This is a genomic window from Moritella marina ATCC 15381, from assembly GCF_008931805.1.
GTDB classification, from domain to species: Bacteria; Pseudomonadota; Gammaproteobacteria; order Enterobacterales; family Moritellaceae; genus Moritella; species Moritella marina.
Genome location: NZ_CP044399.1, coordinates 1,559,154 through 1,574,269, shown reverse-complemented (window position 1 = coordinate 1,574,269; position 15,116 = coordinate 1,559,154). Strand labels below are relative to the sequence as shown.

16 protein-coding genes are annotated in these 15,116 nt (G+C 38.2%); 8 read left to right on the top strand and 8 right to left on the bottom strand.

The annotated features are described in order from the left end of the window. Positions 1 to 315 precede the first annotated feature (315 nt). Both FR932_RS07110 and FR932_RS07105 read left to right on the top strand, forming a co-directional pair. Complete coding sequence (locus FR932_RS07110) at positions 316 to 1,227, top strand: polysaccharide lyase (RefSeq protein ID WP_019440148.1); 912 nt, start codon at positions 316 to 318, stop codon at positions 1,225 to 1,227. A 382-nt stretch (positions 1,228 to 1,609) separates the two neighbouring features. Next, a complete protein-coding gene (locus tag FR932_RS07105; RefSeq protein ID WP_019440149.1) occupies positions 1,610 to 2,569 on the top strand; it encodes a polysaccharide lyase in 960 nt (319 codons plus the stop codon). A 68-nt stretch (positions 2,570 to 2,637) separates the two neighbouring features. Here FR932_RS07105 and FR932_RS07100 read toward each other — a convergent pair whose 3' ends face one another. Beyond that, positions 2,638 to 3,339 (bottom strand): oxidative stress defense protein, encoded by a 702-nt coding sequence (locus tag FR932_RS07100; protein WP_019440150.1) that lies wholly within the window; start codon positions 3,337 to 3,339, stop codon positions 2,638 to 2,640. A gap of 134 nt (positions 3,340 to 3,473) precedes the next feature. Then, positions 3,474 to 5,111 carry a putative bifunctional diguanylate cyclase/phosphodiesterase gene (locus FR932_RS07095; protein WP_019440151.1) on the bottom strand — a complete coding sequence of 546 codons (1,638 nt, stop codon included), beginning with the start codon at positions 5,109 to 5,111 and terminating at the stop codon, positions 3,474 to 3,476. Positions 5,112 to 5,391: 280 nt separating this feature from the next. Between FR932_RS07095 and FR932_RS07090 the strand changes: the two genes are divergently transcribed. Together FR932_RS07090 and FR932_RS07085 are read left to right on the top strand one after the other, a co-directional pair. After that, positions 5,392 to 5,760, top strand: a complete 369-nt coding sequence (locus tag FR932_RS07090) for a PilZ domain-containing protein (protein ID WP_019440152.1) — start codon at positions 5,392 to 5,394, stop codon at positions 5,758 to 5,760. Positions 5,761 to 5,857: 97 nt separating this feature from the next. Then, complete coding sequence (locus tag FR932_RS07085) at positions 5,858 to 6,127, top strand: Lpp/OprI family alanine-zipper lipoprotein (RefSeq protein WP_019440153.1); 270 nt, start codon at positions 5,858 to 5,860, stop codon at positions 6,125 to 6,127. Between the two features lie 84 nt (positions 6,128 to 6,211). Here the strand turns inward: FR932_RS07085 and FR932_RS07080 are convergent, their stop codons facing one another. Both FR932_RS07080 and FR932_RS07075 read right to left on the bottom strand, forming a co-directional pair. After that, a complete protein-coding gene (locus tag FR932_RS07080) occupies positions 6,212 to 7,135 on the bottom strand; it encodes a L,D-transpeptidase family protein (protein WP_019440154.1) in 924 nt (307 codons plus the stop codon). Between the two features lie 59 nt (positions 7,136 to 7,194). Next, positions 7,195 to 8,196 (bottom strand): S1 family peptidase, encoded by a 1,002-nt coding sequence (locus FR932_RS07075; RefSeq protein ID WP_019440155.1) that lies wholly within the window; start codon positions 8,194 to 8,196, stop codon positions 7,195 to 7,197. 310 nt (positions 8,197 to 8,506) lie between these two features. On the opposite strand from FR932_RS07075, the gene FR932_RS07070 reads away from it, so the two are divergent. From FR932_RS07070 to fabA, 4 genes are all read left to right on the top strand, one after another. Further along, positions 8,507 to 9,340 (top strand): Tim44 domain-containing protein, encoded by an 834-nt coding sequence (locus FR932_RS07070; protein ID WP_019440156.1) that lies wholly within the window; start codon positions 8,507 to 8,509, stop codon positions 9,338 to 9,340. 162 nt (positions 9,341 to 9,502) lie between these two features. Next, positions 9,503 to 10,042, top strand: a complete 540-nt coding sequence (locus FR932_RS07065; protein ID WP_019440157.1) for a DUF2058 domain-containing protein — start codon at positions 9,503 to 9,505, stop codon at positions 10,040 to 10,042. A gap of 235 nt (positions 10,043 to 10,277) precedes the next feature. Continuing rightward, a complete protein-coding gene (locus FR932_RS07060; protein ID WP_240532358.1) occupies positions 10,278 to 12,239 on the top strand; it encodes an AAA family ATPase in 1,962 nt (653 codons plus the stop codon). 103 nt (positions 12,240 to 12,342) lie between these two features. Further along, a complete protein-coding gene (gene fabA / locus FR932_RS07055) occupies positions 12,343 to 12,861 on the top strand; it encodes a bifunctional 3-hydroxydecanoyl-ACP dehydratase/trans-2-decenoyl-ACP isomerase (RefSeq protein ID WP_036336536.1) in 519 nt (172 codons plus the stop codon). A 503-nt stretch (positions 12,862 to 13,364) separates the two neighbouring features. Here fabA and FR932_RS07050 read toward each other — a convergent pair. From FR932_RS07050 to FR932_RS21640, 4 genes are read right to left on the bottom strand one after another with little or no spacing between them, the layout of a single operon-like run. Then, entirely contained in the window at positions 13,365 to 13,562 is a 198-nt protein-coding gene (locus FR932_RS07050; RefSeq protein WP_019440160.1) for a hypothetical protein, read from the bottom strand. Between the two features lies 1 nt (position 13,563). Continuing rightward, the gene (locus FR932_RS07045) at positions 13,564 to 14,418 is read right to left on the bottom strand and encodes a hypothetical protein (protein ID WP_019440161.1); all 855 of its coding nucleotides are present in this window, start codon (positions 14,416 to 14,418) and stop codon (positions 13,564 to 13,566) included. Further along, complete coding sequence (locus FR932_RS21645; RefSeq protein WP_240532359.1) at positions 14,391 to 14,792, bottom strand: hypothetical protein; 402 nt, start codon at positions 14,790 to 14,792, stop codon at positions 14,391 to 14,393. The genes FR932_RS07045 and FR932_RS21645 overlap by 28 nt, the downstream gene beginning before the upstream one ends. Continuing rightward, positions 14,789 to 15,115: a hypothetical protein gene (locus tag FR932_RS21640; protein ID WP_240532360.1), complete on the bottom strand. Its 327-nt coding sequence runs from the start codon at positions 15,113 to 15,115 to the stop codon at positions 14,789 to 14,791. Before FR932_RS21640 ends, FR932_RS21645 begins: the two co-directional genes overlap by 4 nt. Position 15,116: the final 1 nt, after the last annotated feature.

Genomic DNA, 15,116 nt, shown 5'->3' with positions numbered 1-15,116 from the left:
ATTCCTTAGCCTATTTAACTTCATTTATAACATTTATTTTGTCATGCACAAAAGTGGAGACAATAGCGTATTTATGAGTAATAAATACATTGCTATTTATAAAAAGTACTTCCGCTAGCACATAAATAGGATATAACACTATAAAATTAATTTTTTTTTATAATATTTTAAGCCCATTAACTTCAATTGCTTAGAATTTCAAACCAAGGACTTACAAGTATCACACACAACAGCAGTTCGCTTTACGCACTTGAATTGATTAAAAAGTACCAGTACTATGCTTAAAAATTAAACAGAGACGAGTTAGGAGTTCATTTGAAAAAGTTATTACTTTGCATATTTACAGGTACATTTTTAACTGCATGTGGTGGTTCTTCATCAAATGATGACAATCCTCAAACGGGTCCGGGTCCAATTCCACCACCAACGGATCCAAGTCACATTCATGACGTTGTACCAAATGTAGATTATAACAACGCGCAAGGTATCATCGATAGTGTCGACTTCGAGAACCAGCAAAATGGTGAATATACGTCATCAATGTTTAATTCAGATTTTAATAATGAATGGGGCGACGTTACTGGAAGAGCAAATATCATTACGATGGATGGTTCAAATAAGTTAGCGGTAACTCATCCAAAAGATACTTACAAAAAAGGGATAAATGCAGGCAAGAAGTTAATCGAACATGACGAATTATATTTTTCATATCAGATTAATTTTGGTAAAGACTATGACTTTTCGATGGGCGGTAAATTACCAGGACTTGCAGGTTTAAATTCACAAGTGAGTGGAAAACCAGATGGTTGTTCAACGGTAGGTGAAGATGAAGGTTTTAGTTTACGCTCAATGTTCCGTGAAGATGGCCGTGCTATTGGTTACTTCTATCATCAGGATAAGACCAAAGATTGCGGTGATGAAATTGATTATCAACATGAAGGGAAAAACTTTTCATTCAAACGTGAGAAAACATATCTTATCGAACAGTATGTGAAAATGAATGACGCTAACCAAGCCAATGGTATTGTGACGATTTATGTAAATGGTTTTAAGGTACTTGAGCGTAATGACATGACATTTTCTGAAAACGGTATACATGCAATTAATTACCAATATACCCAACTATGGCATGGTGGTAACAATGATAAATGGGCTGTAGATCGTGATTCAACAGCTTACTTAGATCACTTTACGCTAAGTACAGAACCTTTAAGTTATTCTAAATAATCTAGTTATTAATTACATTTAAGACCTTGCTCTGGCCAGGTCTTATTTTTTATGCCTATAGAAAATGGTAAATGCCACGCGGCCACGCGGCCATAATGGACTAACGTGACGTTAAGTTACAGGTGAAAAATAGCGTTTTAATCATTAAAAACCCTTTGCTATTTATATAAATAACTAGCGGTAGCACATAAATGAGATATAGCACTATAAAATTGAATTATTTTTAAAATAATTTTAGCCCTTTTAACGTCAAATACTTAGAAGTCCAAACCAAAGACTTACGAACATAAAACACAGATATTGTTCGTTTTACGAACTTGCGCAGTATAAAAAACGACGATAGCATGCTTAAAAATAAAACAACGACGAGTTAGGAGTTCATTTGAAAAAATTATTACTTTGCATATTTACTGGTACATTTTTAGTTGCATGCGGTGGATCTTCATCAAATGATGACAACACTCAAACAGTTCCAGTTCCGGTTCCATTGCCAGTTCCAGACCCAATACCAGATCCTGATCCGACACCAGATCCAGGTCCAACTGATCCAAGTCAGATTCATGACGTCGTACCAAATGTTGATTATAACAATGCGCAGGGTATCATTGATAGCATCGATTTTGAGAATCAGCAGAATGGTGAATATACATCATCAATGTTTAATTCAGACTTTAACAATGAATGGGGAAGCGTAACTGGTAGAGCAAATATCATTACGATGAATGGTTCTAATAAGTTAGCGGTAACGCATCCAAAGGATACCTACAAAGAAGGGATATCTGCAGGTAAAGAGTTAAATGAGTATAACGAATTGTATTTCTCATATCAGATAAATTTTGGTAAAGACTATGACTTTTCGATGGGCGGTAAAATACCAGGGCTTGCAGGGTTAAACCCGAATGTTGATAAAAAACCCGATGGTTGTTCAACGGTAGGCGAAGACGAAGGTTTTAGTTTACGTTCAATGTTCCGTGAAAATGGTCGCGCCATTGGTTACTTCTATCATCAGGATAAGACTAAAACATGTGGTGATGAAATTGATTATCAACACGAAGGTAAAAACTTTTCATTCAAACGTGAAAAGACTTATCTTATCGAACAATATGTGAAAATGAATGACGCTCACCAGGCCAATGGCATTGTAACTATCCACGTGAATGGTTTTAAGGTACTTGAGCGTAAGAACATGACGTTTTCTGAAAGCGGTATACATGCAATTAATTACCAATTTACCCAGCTATGGCATGGCGGTAACGATGATAAATGGGCTGTAGATCGTGATTCAACAGCTTACTTAGATCATTTTACGCTAAGTTCAAAACCACTTAGTTTTTCTAAATAATTAAGTGATAAATAAAAATCAGGCCTTGCTGTTGCAAGGCCTGAATTTTTATAACAAGGTAACCAACCTTAATCTTTAAGACGGAATACCACATCGACCTGATCACGAATAACGATTTGTGTATCTTGGTATGATGACTCAATATTCACACCACTATCCATAGCCATCGCTCTCATCATCACAGGCCGTGATTGAGATGGACGATATGAAATCTTCCACACCCCATCAATTTCCTCATCAAAGCCATTAGCAAGAGATTGTGCCTTTTGTTTCGCATCCATGATCGCAGCTTTGCGTGCTTGCTCGAGATAATTACTCTCATTACTTACTTTCAATTCAATACTATTGATACTGTTAATACCATCACCAAGCGCACCATCTAAAAATTGATTTAATTTATCTAGCTCACGCACAGTGACGGTGACATGTCTATTTGCACGATAACCAATTAACTCTGGTTTGTTATCTTTTTTATAAAGGTATTCTGGACGCAGAGATATATTCGAACTTTCAATATCAATTCTAGCGACCCCTTCATTTTCTAAGCGCTGGTTAAATGCTGCTATTGCGCTATCAACAGCATGCTTAGCATCTTTTGCTGTCTTGCCTAATTCAGAAACTTGTACGCTAAATAACGCCATATCTGGCGGAGTCACAATTTCCCCCATACCGGTTGTTTCTAAATGAGGGAAACTGACATCTGCAGCCATCAAACTTGGAGAAATAAAAGAGCTAGTAGCGAGAACTGTCGCAAGTAAATGTTTGTTCATAGGGATAACCTCTATTCATCTTTGTTAACTATCATTGATAGTCAGACAGTCACAAATTGAAATCTATCCTTACACGATCAAATATTTATAAATAGCGGGCGATTTAAAATGGAAGAAAGAAAAAGGAGTAAAGTTTAATCGAAGTTTTGGTTAATGATTAAATTTTTAGCGTCTATATCGCTAAGCGCTTTGTCGAAATAATAACCTTGTGCATAATCACAACCAAGTGCTTGTAAAAGATCACGCTGCGCTGATGTCTCAACACCTTCAGCAAGTACTTTAACTTCTAACACTTCCCCTAGCCCAATCACTTTACGAGCAAATTCTCGATCTAACTTTGAATCACATATGTCGGCAATTAATGAACGGTCTATTTTTAAAGTATCAAGAGATGATCGAAGTGTTCTTACCAAACTTAATGATGAGTAGCCAGTACCAAAATCATCAATGGCAATATGTAATCCAAGAGCTTTAACCGCCCTAACATTATCGATCAATGTTAGCATATTAGTGATTGACGCCGTTTCAGTTACCTCGATTTCAAGTAAATTTTTAGGGCAACCAGTGTTGTTAATAATAGCTTGTAAGCGAGTAACAAAGCTGGTCATTTCTAACGTTTTGAAGGATATATTAATCGCTATCCTTGGGCTATTAACATCTATTTCTCGCCATTGAACAATCTGTTTACAAACTTGCGTAAAGACCCATAAATCAAACTCGAAATGCAGCCCTATATCTTCGGCAATACGAACAAAAACGTCAGGTGCTATGTAGCCTAAATCTGGGTGAATCCAACGAGACAGAGCCTCAAAACCGACCAATTTATTGTCTGTAAGCTCATACTGTGGTTGATAATGAATCTTGATCCGTGAATTTTCAATAGCCACTGGAAACTCATCAATAATCAACTTATTCATCATCAAATCAGGTTTAATCGTTGTTTTGGCAAAATAATAATATGAATTACTGTGTCGCTCTGATTCTCTCATTGCAGTCTCGGCAGCAATTTCCATCGCGAAATAATTATCATATTCGCTATGCTCAGCGCTGATCCCAATACTAATTGATTTATTCACCATAAGATTATGAGTTAAGCATAATGGTGCTAATGACCATTGGCATAGGTTTTGACAAATAGTTGTAATATGATCAATAAAGTCCTGCGGTGATAGATCACCTCTGTTTTCGATTAAAATACCAAAGCGAGCATTTGAAAAACGAACAACTAAGCCTTCATGTTGTAATTTCGATTGCAGGTGTTTGCCAAAAACGGCAAGATATTCATCCCCAGTATCAAAGCCATAGCGGAAATTGATAGTAGAAAAATTATCGACACTGACGACTAACATCCGAAGTGTGAGGGAATGAGTATTCTGCGTATTAAATAAATGCGTTGCTCTAGCACTCATCGCCCATCCATTTGGTAGCCCAGAAATGGGATCAATGGCTTTATTTTCAGTTACTCTAAAGGACAACTTAAACGTATTATTTTCAATTTTTTTACAATAAAATTCAACTTTTATATGATAATAATTACAGTCTACAAGTTCACCTCTGTGAACCTCATCTTCAAGAATATCTTTCGAACAATCAAATAGCGTATTAATATCACAATATTCATCATCAATCTTTAAGTGTAATAAACCACTCGCTTTAAGATTAATAACGTCATAAGAAGTCAGCCCCAGCAATGTTGAAAAGACGTGGTTACAAGACTTAATTTGACCGTGCTGGGTGATTAGAATTGGTAAAAATGAATCTTCAATCTGCATTTATGGCTACTCGTAAGTCTAACTAACAGTTCGTTTCGTCATATTACACCATGATCTTTTGAGCAACAACTCTGTTCTCCTAGCTAATAATGGTATTTAAAGCATAAAAACCTAAGTGTTACCACAAGCCTTCATCCGGACATGAATGAATTTAATCGCTGTCTATTTAATGTATTAGATATAATCATAATAATAGTTAATTTTTGGGATTTAACCACCAGCCAAATGATCATTTTTAGCCTAATATATTAAGTTATATAGTTAATTAATAGGTGCTATTATGAAAAATAAGCGTCAATTTCAGCGTGTTTTATTTAGCCACGATGCTTCATTAACCTGTAATGGGCATCAATGGGAAACAAATGTTATCGATCTATCTCTGCGTGGACTTTCTTGCACGAGACCAAGAAATGTAGTCTTTGATATAAACCAACTCATCACATTGTCCATTAAATTATCGCCAGAACAAGTCATTATGATGGAAGCTATTCTTATCCATAATGAAGAACATGTATTAGGTATGCGTTGTACCCGTATTGATATTAATAGTATTTCTGAATTACGCCGTTTAGTTCAATTAAACTTAGCCGATGATGCGTTATTACATCGAGATATAGAGCATTTGACGCAATCATTACCAGACTATTAATCCTATTAAGTGGAAAATTCCAAAACCTCTGACATACTTAACGGTGACACAAATCCAATGTGTGTGATTATTAAGACTAATCGAGAGAGGAATTTCAATGATGAAAAAATTACTCGTTGCTGGCGTTATCACGACAGCAGTACTACTTACAGGCTGTGCAAACAACAAGGCCGATCTTACAGATAGTGTTGGTGGTTTGAATTCAGAAGTCAGTGAATTAACAAATCAGGTTCAATCATTACAATCAGAACAAGATGCGTTGAAATCAATGGTGCAATCAGCAACAGATGCGGCTCAAAAAGCCCAAGAAGAAGCCGAACGTGCCAACATGCGTATTGATAATATAGCCGCTTCCTATAGTAAATAGACTCTCCAGTGTCTTAAGTTAGAGCAACAGTATCGTGTTGATCTAACTTAAGCTTTTACTTAACCCCTTTGCTTTATTCATTGATTAAATATTAATATTAATGGGTAATCCATGATGGAGTAATATGGCTTTATCTATAGTCATTTTATCTACACTATTATCAATTTCAAGTATCTTCAATATGTCTTTCTTACTATCACTATCGTCTAACATGTTAGAAGACAAAGGCGAATGTACCTCCAAGTAACGTTTTCCGTCGGGTTCTAATGTGGACTTTATCGGCTTGTTGATAATTTTAACAGGCTCATTAATATTAACATTGTTATATAACCACTCGATATCAACCGGATTCATCCGAATACATCCCGCACTAATACGCATACCGATCCCAAACGCTTGATTTGTACCATGAATGAGATAATTACTGTGGCCATGAGCCAACCTTAACGCAAAATCACCTAACGGGTTATATTTACCAGCCTGTACAATTGCCGGCAGTATCATTTTGTATTTTTGTAAATATTCGGCACGTGTTTTTGATGTCGGTGTCCAAGCGGGATTTTTAAGCTTACTTTGAATAAAGCTATCCATTTGCGGGGTTGCCCGACCTTCTCGTCCAATCCCAACAGGAAAAACGTGAACCTTGCTGGTGTTCTTAGGGAAATAGTACAACCTCAGTTCTGGTAAATTAATTACTATGCCACGTCGGGGGACGTTTGGTAGTAGCATTTGAGTCGGTAATTCCAGCATAGTGCCAGGTAAAGGTAGAAATGGATCAACGGTTGGGTTAGAGGCCATTAACGCGATCAGGCCAATATTATATTGTTGTGACAGCGCGTGGAAATAATCACCCACTTTGACTTCATGTTGTACTCGCTCGCCAATCAGTCTTGAACCAGATTCTGGTAAACTATATTGTTGTGCTGCAATACTTGGGGTATAAAAATTGAATAGTATCGACAGTGTAGTAATACGGAAATGACGTCTCAATTGAGAAACTGTGAGCATACTTACACCTTTAAGTGATGTCTTATAGGGTAAGTATAGGCACATTAATTAAGCACGTATTAAGATCGGCGGTACAACCATAACCCAGTCAATAAAAGTAACAGTGAATAGCCTAGACCCCCTCCGCTTTTCTCTTCCATCGGCTCACTTGAAACCTCAAAAATATCCTGTGTAAATAAAGGATCTGGCGCTTGATAAGAGTCACTCAATTCAATTGTATCAACTAACCACTTACGATAAGTACTCACTTCAGTATAAACGTCAGGTGTATTATTTTTTGCACATTGATCCGCATGCCCAAAGCTGACGACTCCAGCTAATCGATAACCAAGGTCACGATCACTAATGGCATTTTTATCTTGCCATATAAGTGGACCACCGGAATCACCATTACAAGATCCGCGATTAAAGGCATTGGCACAAATATAATTAGCCTCCCGCCCAGCCCATCTCCAAGTGATTGCACAACTATCATCTGAAATACCGGTAACTGCAGATTTTTGAAGTATATCTGTACTTTGCTGACCATCTGTTGACGTGCGCCCCCAACCAGATAAGACCAAGTTATTACCAATACCGGCTTTGAATTCAATATCGGCATCGATCTGTAAGCCGTTATCCATTAATTTTATCGCCTGTGCAGGCGATGCAGCAGGTGCAGATAATTGTAATAATGCAATATCATCGGTGTTTGTTACTTCGCTATAACCTGGATGAACAATGAGCTTGGACAGTGAATTAGAAGATTGATTTCCGCTGTTTGACCTATCGATACCACCAGAATATACGGTTACTTGACTTGCTTTAACGGCCGTAAATGAATCTCGAAGATCATTCTCATTTAAGCAGTGAGCAGCGGTAACAACCCAAGTATCTGTGATTAATGTTCCCCCGCACGCATATCGAGATCCATTTTTATCAATTTCGATATATACCTGCCAAGGTAATTCTAATGTTTTACTATCTACACCACCCACAACGTAAGGTGTAATGTCCTCGTTCGCATTAGCGCTTAATGTGAGTGATAGTATTGTCGAAATTGTTATCACTTTAGTTAGCATCAAATGAACCTCGATTAAATTTACATTTCAGCGATGGCTGAGCTTTGTTTGTTATCATTTTATATAGGTAATTATAGTGCTTACAGAGATAAGTATGAACACCTAGCATGTACTTTATTTGGAATAATTTAAAAATTGAATAGTATAAATCGAGTGCAGGTCACTTTATTTATTTAAATATCAAATCTTATGACATTTTATGTCAACTAGTGTAAATAGTAATCAAAGTCAATTGACGAACTCTGCACCATTGCTATTATGCTAACCAGGTCAAAACGTCAATAACATAAGTATTAATTGAAGGAATATAATGAAAAATATTTTAACTGTTCTAATGATGGTATTCGCTTTCTCATTAGCGGCACCAGAAGTTCACGCGAAAAAATTCGGTGGTGGTAAGTCTTTTGGTAAAAGTTACAAAACGGCACCACAAAAACAAACGCCAGCGGCAGCGACACCTGCTAAGCAAGGAGTAAGCAAGAAAGGCATGCTTGGCGGTATGCTAGGTGGTTTGCTTGTTGGTGGTTTGATTGCGTCTATGTTCGGGGGCGCTTTTGAAGGTTTCCAATTCATGGACATGATAATCATGGCTGGTGTTGCTTTCTTACTATTCCGCTTATTTAAAGGCATGATGCAAGCTAAAGCAGCATCGCAGCAAGGCGGTCCACAACCTGCATCAGGTCCAGCTTTTAAACAAGAAGCACCAGCTGACGCGACGTTTAATTCTGCTAGTCAAGGTGGCTTTGCTGGTTCAAGTAACGATGTACCATTTAATCTACCTGCTGACTTTGATTTAACTAACTTCTTAACTGGCGCTCGTGGTCACTACAAGACGTTACAAACAGCTTGGAATGACAACGATTTAGAAACAATCCAGGAATACGTGTCTATTGAACTATATAATGAACTCCGTGTTCAACGTAAAGAGCTTGATGGCAAACAGCACACAGAAGTGATGTTTCTTGACGCCGAGCTAGTACGTGCAGAATCAACAGTATCACTTTCACAAGTGAGTGTTAAGTTTAGCGGCCGCTACCGTGATAGCCATGAAGATGTAGAAGCTGACATAAACGAAATTTGGCATTTAGAACGTAATCTAGCGCAAACAAACGCACCATGGTTAATTACAGGTATCGAACAATAATTATCCCACACGTTAGATAAACAACAAGTAAATTAAAGGCGGCTAATCACCGCCTTTTTTGATCCCGCCTTCTCTATATTAACGACCTGTGTTTGCCGCTAGCGAATTAAAGTCAACACTGCTATGATCCGCATATAAAATAAATCGATAGGAATTATAAACATGGCTTCACTTCAAGATCAGCTTTTAAAAGCCGGCTTAGGCGATGAAAAAAAAGCAAAGAAAATCCGTAAAGAAAAAAATAAAACAAATAAAGCCGTGCGTAAGAATCAGCAAAGCGCAGACACCACTTTGCAAGATGAAATCAAAGCTAAAAAAGTAGCGCAAGCGCAATTAGACGCAGAACGTAATAAAGCCATTCAAGACCAGATAGAACTAAAATCTGAACATGGTAAAGTGAAACAAATGATCCAACAATTGCACATTACTGACTTTGCAGGTGAGCTTTCATTTAACTATGTGCTTGATAAAAAAGTTAAAACACTCGCGGTTGACCAACCGAGTTACAATGCATTAACCAGAGGCCAAATTGGCTTATGCGTACTTGACGGTAAATCTTATGTTATGCCGGGTGTTGCTATCGATAAAATTCGAGCGGTAGATGAAGCCTACGTACTTGTTCTAAATGAAAATACTGCAACAGAAGTTGAAGACGACGACCCGTATGCAGACTTCCAAATCCCAGACGATTTAATGTGGTAATAAAAGCCTAGATCGTTGCGAATAGCTCGCTTAAGGTAGTCGTTGCTCTAATTGAAGTGAATGTTACCTTAAGCGAACGAGTCATTAACACATCTCAATACCACGCTATTTATGTTAACCGTATCGAATCTGGTTATTAATTCTGCGGGAAAGCAGACTATTTGATTCAAGCTGTGAATAAACCTATCTGTTTATAAGACAATCTCATATAATTTAATTATCTACCTTACAATGAGTGATAGCCTTGTTAACTGAGAAAATTACTGCTGATAAACTTGTCCCTATCTTTGATCTTGGTACCGGCCACAAACTTGAAGAGTTTGATACCGTGACGCGTGATCAGTTATTTCCCCAAAATAATGAACTATTTGCGCTATTTCATGAGACTTTAACTGCTAAGTTACTCGTAGTAACTGATTTTGACGGTTTCAATCACATCGAATCGTTCTCAAATATGCTTCAACATCTGCCGAAAAAGCGCGCTAAATCCATTTGTTATGTTGAAGATGTAACAACAACGGGGGCTGCACACGCATTTGAAATATGGCGAGATAAAACTGACCAGTTTAAGCAACTCATTGAACAAATTATTGCTACGGGCGAATGTTCGCACGAACAGCTAAGCACCTGTCTGGTTAAAGATTATCCTCGGTTACTGCCTTTATTAGGTAACTTGAATGAGTTTAACGTCAGCCAAGCATTTAAAGTTTTAGGTGATGCGTCGAGTGATGTGAATATCATTGATGCAAGCAATTTAGACGCGACGACATTATTTGGTAATTTAGATACCTTATACCAGAATAACAGTTATGTTAGTCATGTCGCTCAGTTGATACCTGGGCTGCTACATCAGGCTCATGGTGGCTATATTGCGATTAAAATCGATGAACTACTGAATAACTCAGCTTTGTGGTATCAATTAAAGTCCGCCATCAAGCAACAGTCCCTAGCTTGGAAGTCAAGTAATCAAGCGATACAAACTGAACTAAAACCAGACGCAGCGCCTCTTGACGTTAAAATTATCCTACTGGGTGATAGATTAGCCATCAGCCAAATAGCGGACGGCGACAGAGAGCTATCAAATCTGGCTAGTTCATTTATTGATTTTTCACCTGAGTTTAACGTGACCGAACAAAATATAGCTCACTATATTGGTTATATTAAATTATTGCTCACTGATGCGAATTTACTTCCTCTCTCTGAATGTGGTCTAAAACGACTATTACAGCTAAGTAGTCGTTGGTGTGAGCATAATAATTACCTCAGTCTTAACGAGTCGAAGTTAAACACATTGTTAAGCTATTGCCATCAAATCGCGACGACTAACAAGCTTAGACATATTGATAGTGTGACCTTAAATACAGTGTTAAGGCTGCAACATGAAGCGCTTAATGGTCATATTCGTCTAAGTAATGAAGGTATTATTGAAAAACAAATTATACTTGAAACAAGCGGCAGTAAAATTGGCCAAATTAATGGTTTATCAGTACTTGAAATAGATGGGCACCCAGAAAGTTTTGGTGAGCCTATCCGAATTACTGCGACAGGTCATCTAAATGGTGATGGCGATATCTCAGATGTTGAGCGTAAAGCAGAGTTGGCAGGTAACATTCATGCTAAGTCAATGATGATAATTCAAGGCTTTTTCACCCATGCATTCGCTAAACCCTTACCATTGCCAATTAGTGCCAATTTAGTATTTGAGCAATCATACGGCGAAATTGATGGCGATAGTGCAGCACTAGCAGGAACCTGTGCACTACTCTCAGTGCTAGCGCAAAAGCCAATTGCACAAAACCTGGCGGTAACTGGTGCTATCGATCAATTTGGGACTGTACTGGCCGTTGGCGGCATTAATGAAAAGCTAGAAGGCTTTTTACGGATCTGTGAATTAAATGGTCAAACAGATATGGGCGTTCTGATACCAGCAGCGAATATAATCAACTTAAATTTAAGTGATAAAGTCGTTGAAGCTGTAAATAACCAACAACTTGCTATCTACCCAGTTACGCATATTGAGCAAGCCATTGAGCTATTAATGGATATCAACGCGGGTAAAATAGATGAAGAAGGCAGTCTTTACTACATCATTCAACAACTCGCAGATGAAAATGAAGATAAATTAGATGCTGATGAGGCAGGTTTCGTCAACAAACTTACACAATTATGCGCTAGAATCATCGGTAAACAGGGATGAAACAACTGATTGGACTTGTTAGGCGTACAGATGTACGCTAAGATAATGCCCATATAACAAGGATATAATTATGATTAACGAATTAGAGGTTGAAGTGGTACCTATGTCAGCAACAGAACGCAATAGCTTCGATAAAGAAGACTTAGTAAAATGTGGTAACGGTGAATTGTTTGATTCAGACATTCGTCTTCCAAAAGATAATATGTTGATGATGGATCGTATTCTAAATATTGATGCGACAAGCGGTGAATTCGGTAAAGGCGAGATCGTTGCTGAACTAGACATCACTCCTGATTTGTGGTTTTTCGACTGTCACTTCGACAGTGATCCAGTTATGCCTGGTTGCTTAGGCTTAGATGCTATGTGGCAATTAGTTGGCTTCTTCCTAGGTTGGAATGGCGCTAAAGGTAAAGGACGTGCTCTGGGTGTAGGTGAAGTTAAATTCACAGGTCAAGTATTGCCTACTAATAAGAAGGTAACTTATAAGATTGTAATGAAGCGTGTTGTTCTACGTCGCCTAGTAATGGGGATCGCAGACGCTGAAATGCTTGTAGATGGCAAAGTAATTTACACTGCTAAAGATCTTAAAGTTGGTTTATTCCAAGATACCTCAGTATTTTAAGCTTTAATTAAAGCTTATTTAAACTGCAGAAGAACGATTAAAAAAGCCCCATTTATTGGGGCTTTATTACATATGTAAGCCATTGAAATTAGATTGTTTTAATTTTAATGCGTCCACATACTGACCACGCCTAACGAAAGAGAACTAATCATACCAATTCTTTAAGTCATTAATGATTAGCTTATGTCTACCCAAATAATTCCCAATAATTATATGACCACTTCATAAACTCTACATTTTAAATTTATGCCTATAGCCTATTTAACTGATTTAGATATAAGTAACCCGAAGGTGGTTCTATATCACATTTAAGTGATTGAATTTAATATTTTATTATTATTTAGCGTCCACATCTCGACCACTCGTACGTTAATTGACTAAAAAAAATCTCATTGAATCGCTTATTATTTGAATCTAGTACCAATTTTTCAAACTGATATTGGGTAACTTATTGAATTAACCCTTCTTCGCATATAACCCTGTATAACTACCAGTTGATCGCCTTATCCAACCTTATATTTCCCTGCCGAACTACCACCTGTTACGCCGACTTCGGCATTCGCAGTGATCTCATCAACGACTGCATTCGCAATTGCTTGCGCTAATACCGAAGCCTGGGCATGCTCTCCCTTAATTACAATACCGCCCTTCACCATTTCAGCTTCAATCTTGCTTTTTAGTGCTGATTTACTTAATGCCATATTATTTCCCTGCAAAAACGGTAGTGGAGCCATCAACATGCGGTTTACCAGTAAAAGGACAAATGCTTGCACAGGTGATCACGCCGGTACCGCCATTTAATTTAATAGTGTCTGCATCTTCAGTTATATACTTGGCTTTGATGATCAGTGATTTGGCACTGTCAAGATGCATATCTTCTGCGCTTTGTATTTTAACTTCTTTGTTACTGCCTAAAAGCAGGTTATCCAACGAGGTAATGATCGCCTTTTCACCAACGAGTATTTTCAACGCACCCATGATTTCATTTACCTGGTTACCGTCTATTTTATTAATGTCGTGCGTAGCGACCTTGGTGCTTCGTTCATGGTAAGTCTGCTCGCTGGTTTGGGCTTCAATAATTGATTTCTGGCTAGTCTGTTTTATTTCGCCGTCTGTCTGCAGGTACCAATCGCCATTACTACCAACTAACTTACTGCGATGAGATTGCTGCAGACTGACATCCGTAGAACGATGATCGGGTACCAAAGTATGCCAGGGTAACAGCGACGTAATAACCGGCAATGAATCTAGGCCATCAATGTATTGAATCAAGCATTGCATGCCAGGTGTGGGCTCTACGAACAAACCATGTTCATGTCCCTGCCCTGACGCAATACTCACTTGCTCAAAGACAGGTACCGCTAAGGGTTTAGCTGTCACCGCATCTAACAACTGAATATCAGCCGCTTTATAAGCGCGAAATGCAGTGCTGACACCGGCGCCATTCACCGGCATATCATAAATCTTCTCTATTCGAGCCAATTGCGGTAAGTGTTTACGCTGTCCTAATTCGGGAAAGTAGCGTAATACTAAGCGGCGTATAGCGTTTTTGACCATCTGATAACCTGCTTATTTCCTGTTAATGTCACTTCAGTAAGGTAACGGCCATTGAGTTTTAGTCCTGGACGTAATTTAGGGATCGCAATTAATTCAGCGGTCGTCGCACTAATCGGTTTGATTGGGTGTTCTGAAAAATCAGTAATGACCGACTTGGCCCAGCCTGAATCATGCCAGCTGCCCACATAGATTTTGCCATCTGGGCGTTGCTGAAAAATGTAATCCGGTACCTGGTATATTTTCCCCAGCTGACGTAATACCGATATGCCATCGCCTTGATGATAAAAACACGGTACCGGTTGATTGAGATAATCAACATCGGGATAGCTAAATTGAAGACCGGTCAGTGATAACTGGTCTAATACATCTTTCATCGTGGCAAAAGAATGGCCATGTTAGCCGGCAATGACAACGCGCCAAGTAATTCACGGCAAGTCAGATACCAACGACCGGATGATTGATACTTAGATTCAATGACGCCCATGAAATAAGGCTGCAGTTTATCCACACGATAGCCTAGGTGTAATTCCACGATACCTTTAGGCTCTTGTCCGCAAGTAACAACAAAACTAGCGCGACCAGGGCTAAACAAATCAAGTTGAACACTGTTGGTGATAATATTAACCACGGGTTTACCACCAATGGTTAATACGGTGGTTAGTCGTGCTGAATCGGGTTTATCCATAGCCTTAGTCATA

Coding starts and splice junctions, on each gene's coding strand:
- FR932_RS07100 (WP_019440150.1), bottom strand. CDS start 3,339: ATGAACAAACATTTACTTGCGACAGTTCTCGCTACTAGCTCTTTTATT.
- FR932_RS07095 (WP_019440151.1), bottom strand. CDS start 5,111: ATGCAGATTGAAGATTCATTTTTACCAATTCTAATCACCCAGCACGGT.
- FR932_RS07090 (WP_019440152.1), top strand. CDS start 5,392: ATGAAAAATAAGCGTCAATTTCAGCGTGTTTTATTTAGCCACGATGCT.
- FR932_RS07085 (WP_019440153.1), top strand. CDS start 5,858: ATGATGAAAAAATTACTCGTTGCTGGCGTTATCACGACAGCAGTACTA.
- FR932_RS07080 (WP_019440154.1), bottom strand. CDS start 7,135: ATGCTCACAGTTTCTCAATTGAGACGTCATTTCCGTATTACTACACTG.
- FR932_RS07075 (WP_019440155.1), bottom strand. CDS start 8,196: ATGCTAACTAAAGTGATAACAATTTCGACAATACTATCACTCACATTA.
- FR932_RS07070 (WP_019440156.1), top strand. CDS start 8,507: ATGAAAAATATTTTAACTGTTCTAATGATGGTATTCGCTTTCTCATTA.
- FR932_RS07065 (WP_019440157.1), top strand. CDS start 9,503: ATGGCTTCACTTCAAGATCAGCTTTTAAAAGCCGGCTTAGGCGATGAA.
- fabA (WP_036336536.1), top strand. CDS start 12,343: ATGTCAGCAACAGAACGCAATAGCTTCGATAAAGAAGACTTAGTAAAA.
- FR932_RS07050 (WP_019440160.1), bottom strand. CDS start 13,562: ATGGCATTAAGTAAATCAGCACTAAAAAGCAAGATTGAAGCTGAAATG.
- FR932_RS07045 (WP_019440161.1), bottom strand. CDS start 14,418: ATGGTCAAAAACGCTATACGCCGCTTAGTATTACGCTACTTTCCCGAA.
- FR932_RS21645 (WP_240532359.1), bottom strand. CDS start 14,792: ATGAAAGATGTATTAGACCAGTTATCACTGACCGGTCTTCAATTTAGC.
- FR932_RS21640 (WP_240532360.1), bottom strand. CDS start 15,115: ATGACTAAGGCTATGGATAAACCCGATTCAGCACGACTAACCACCGTA.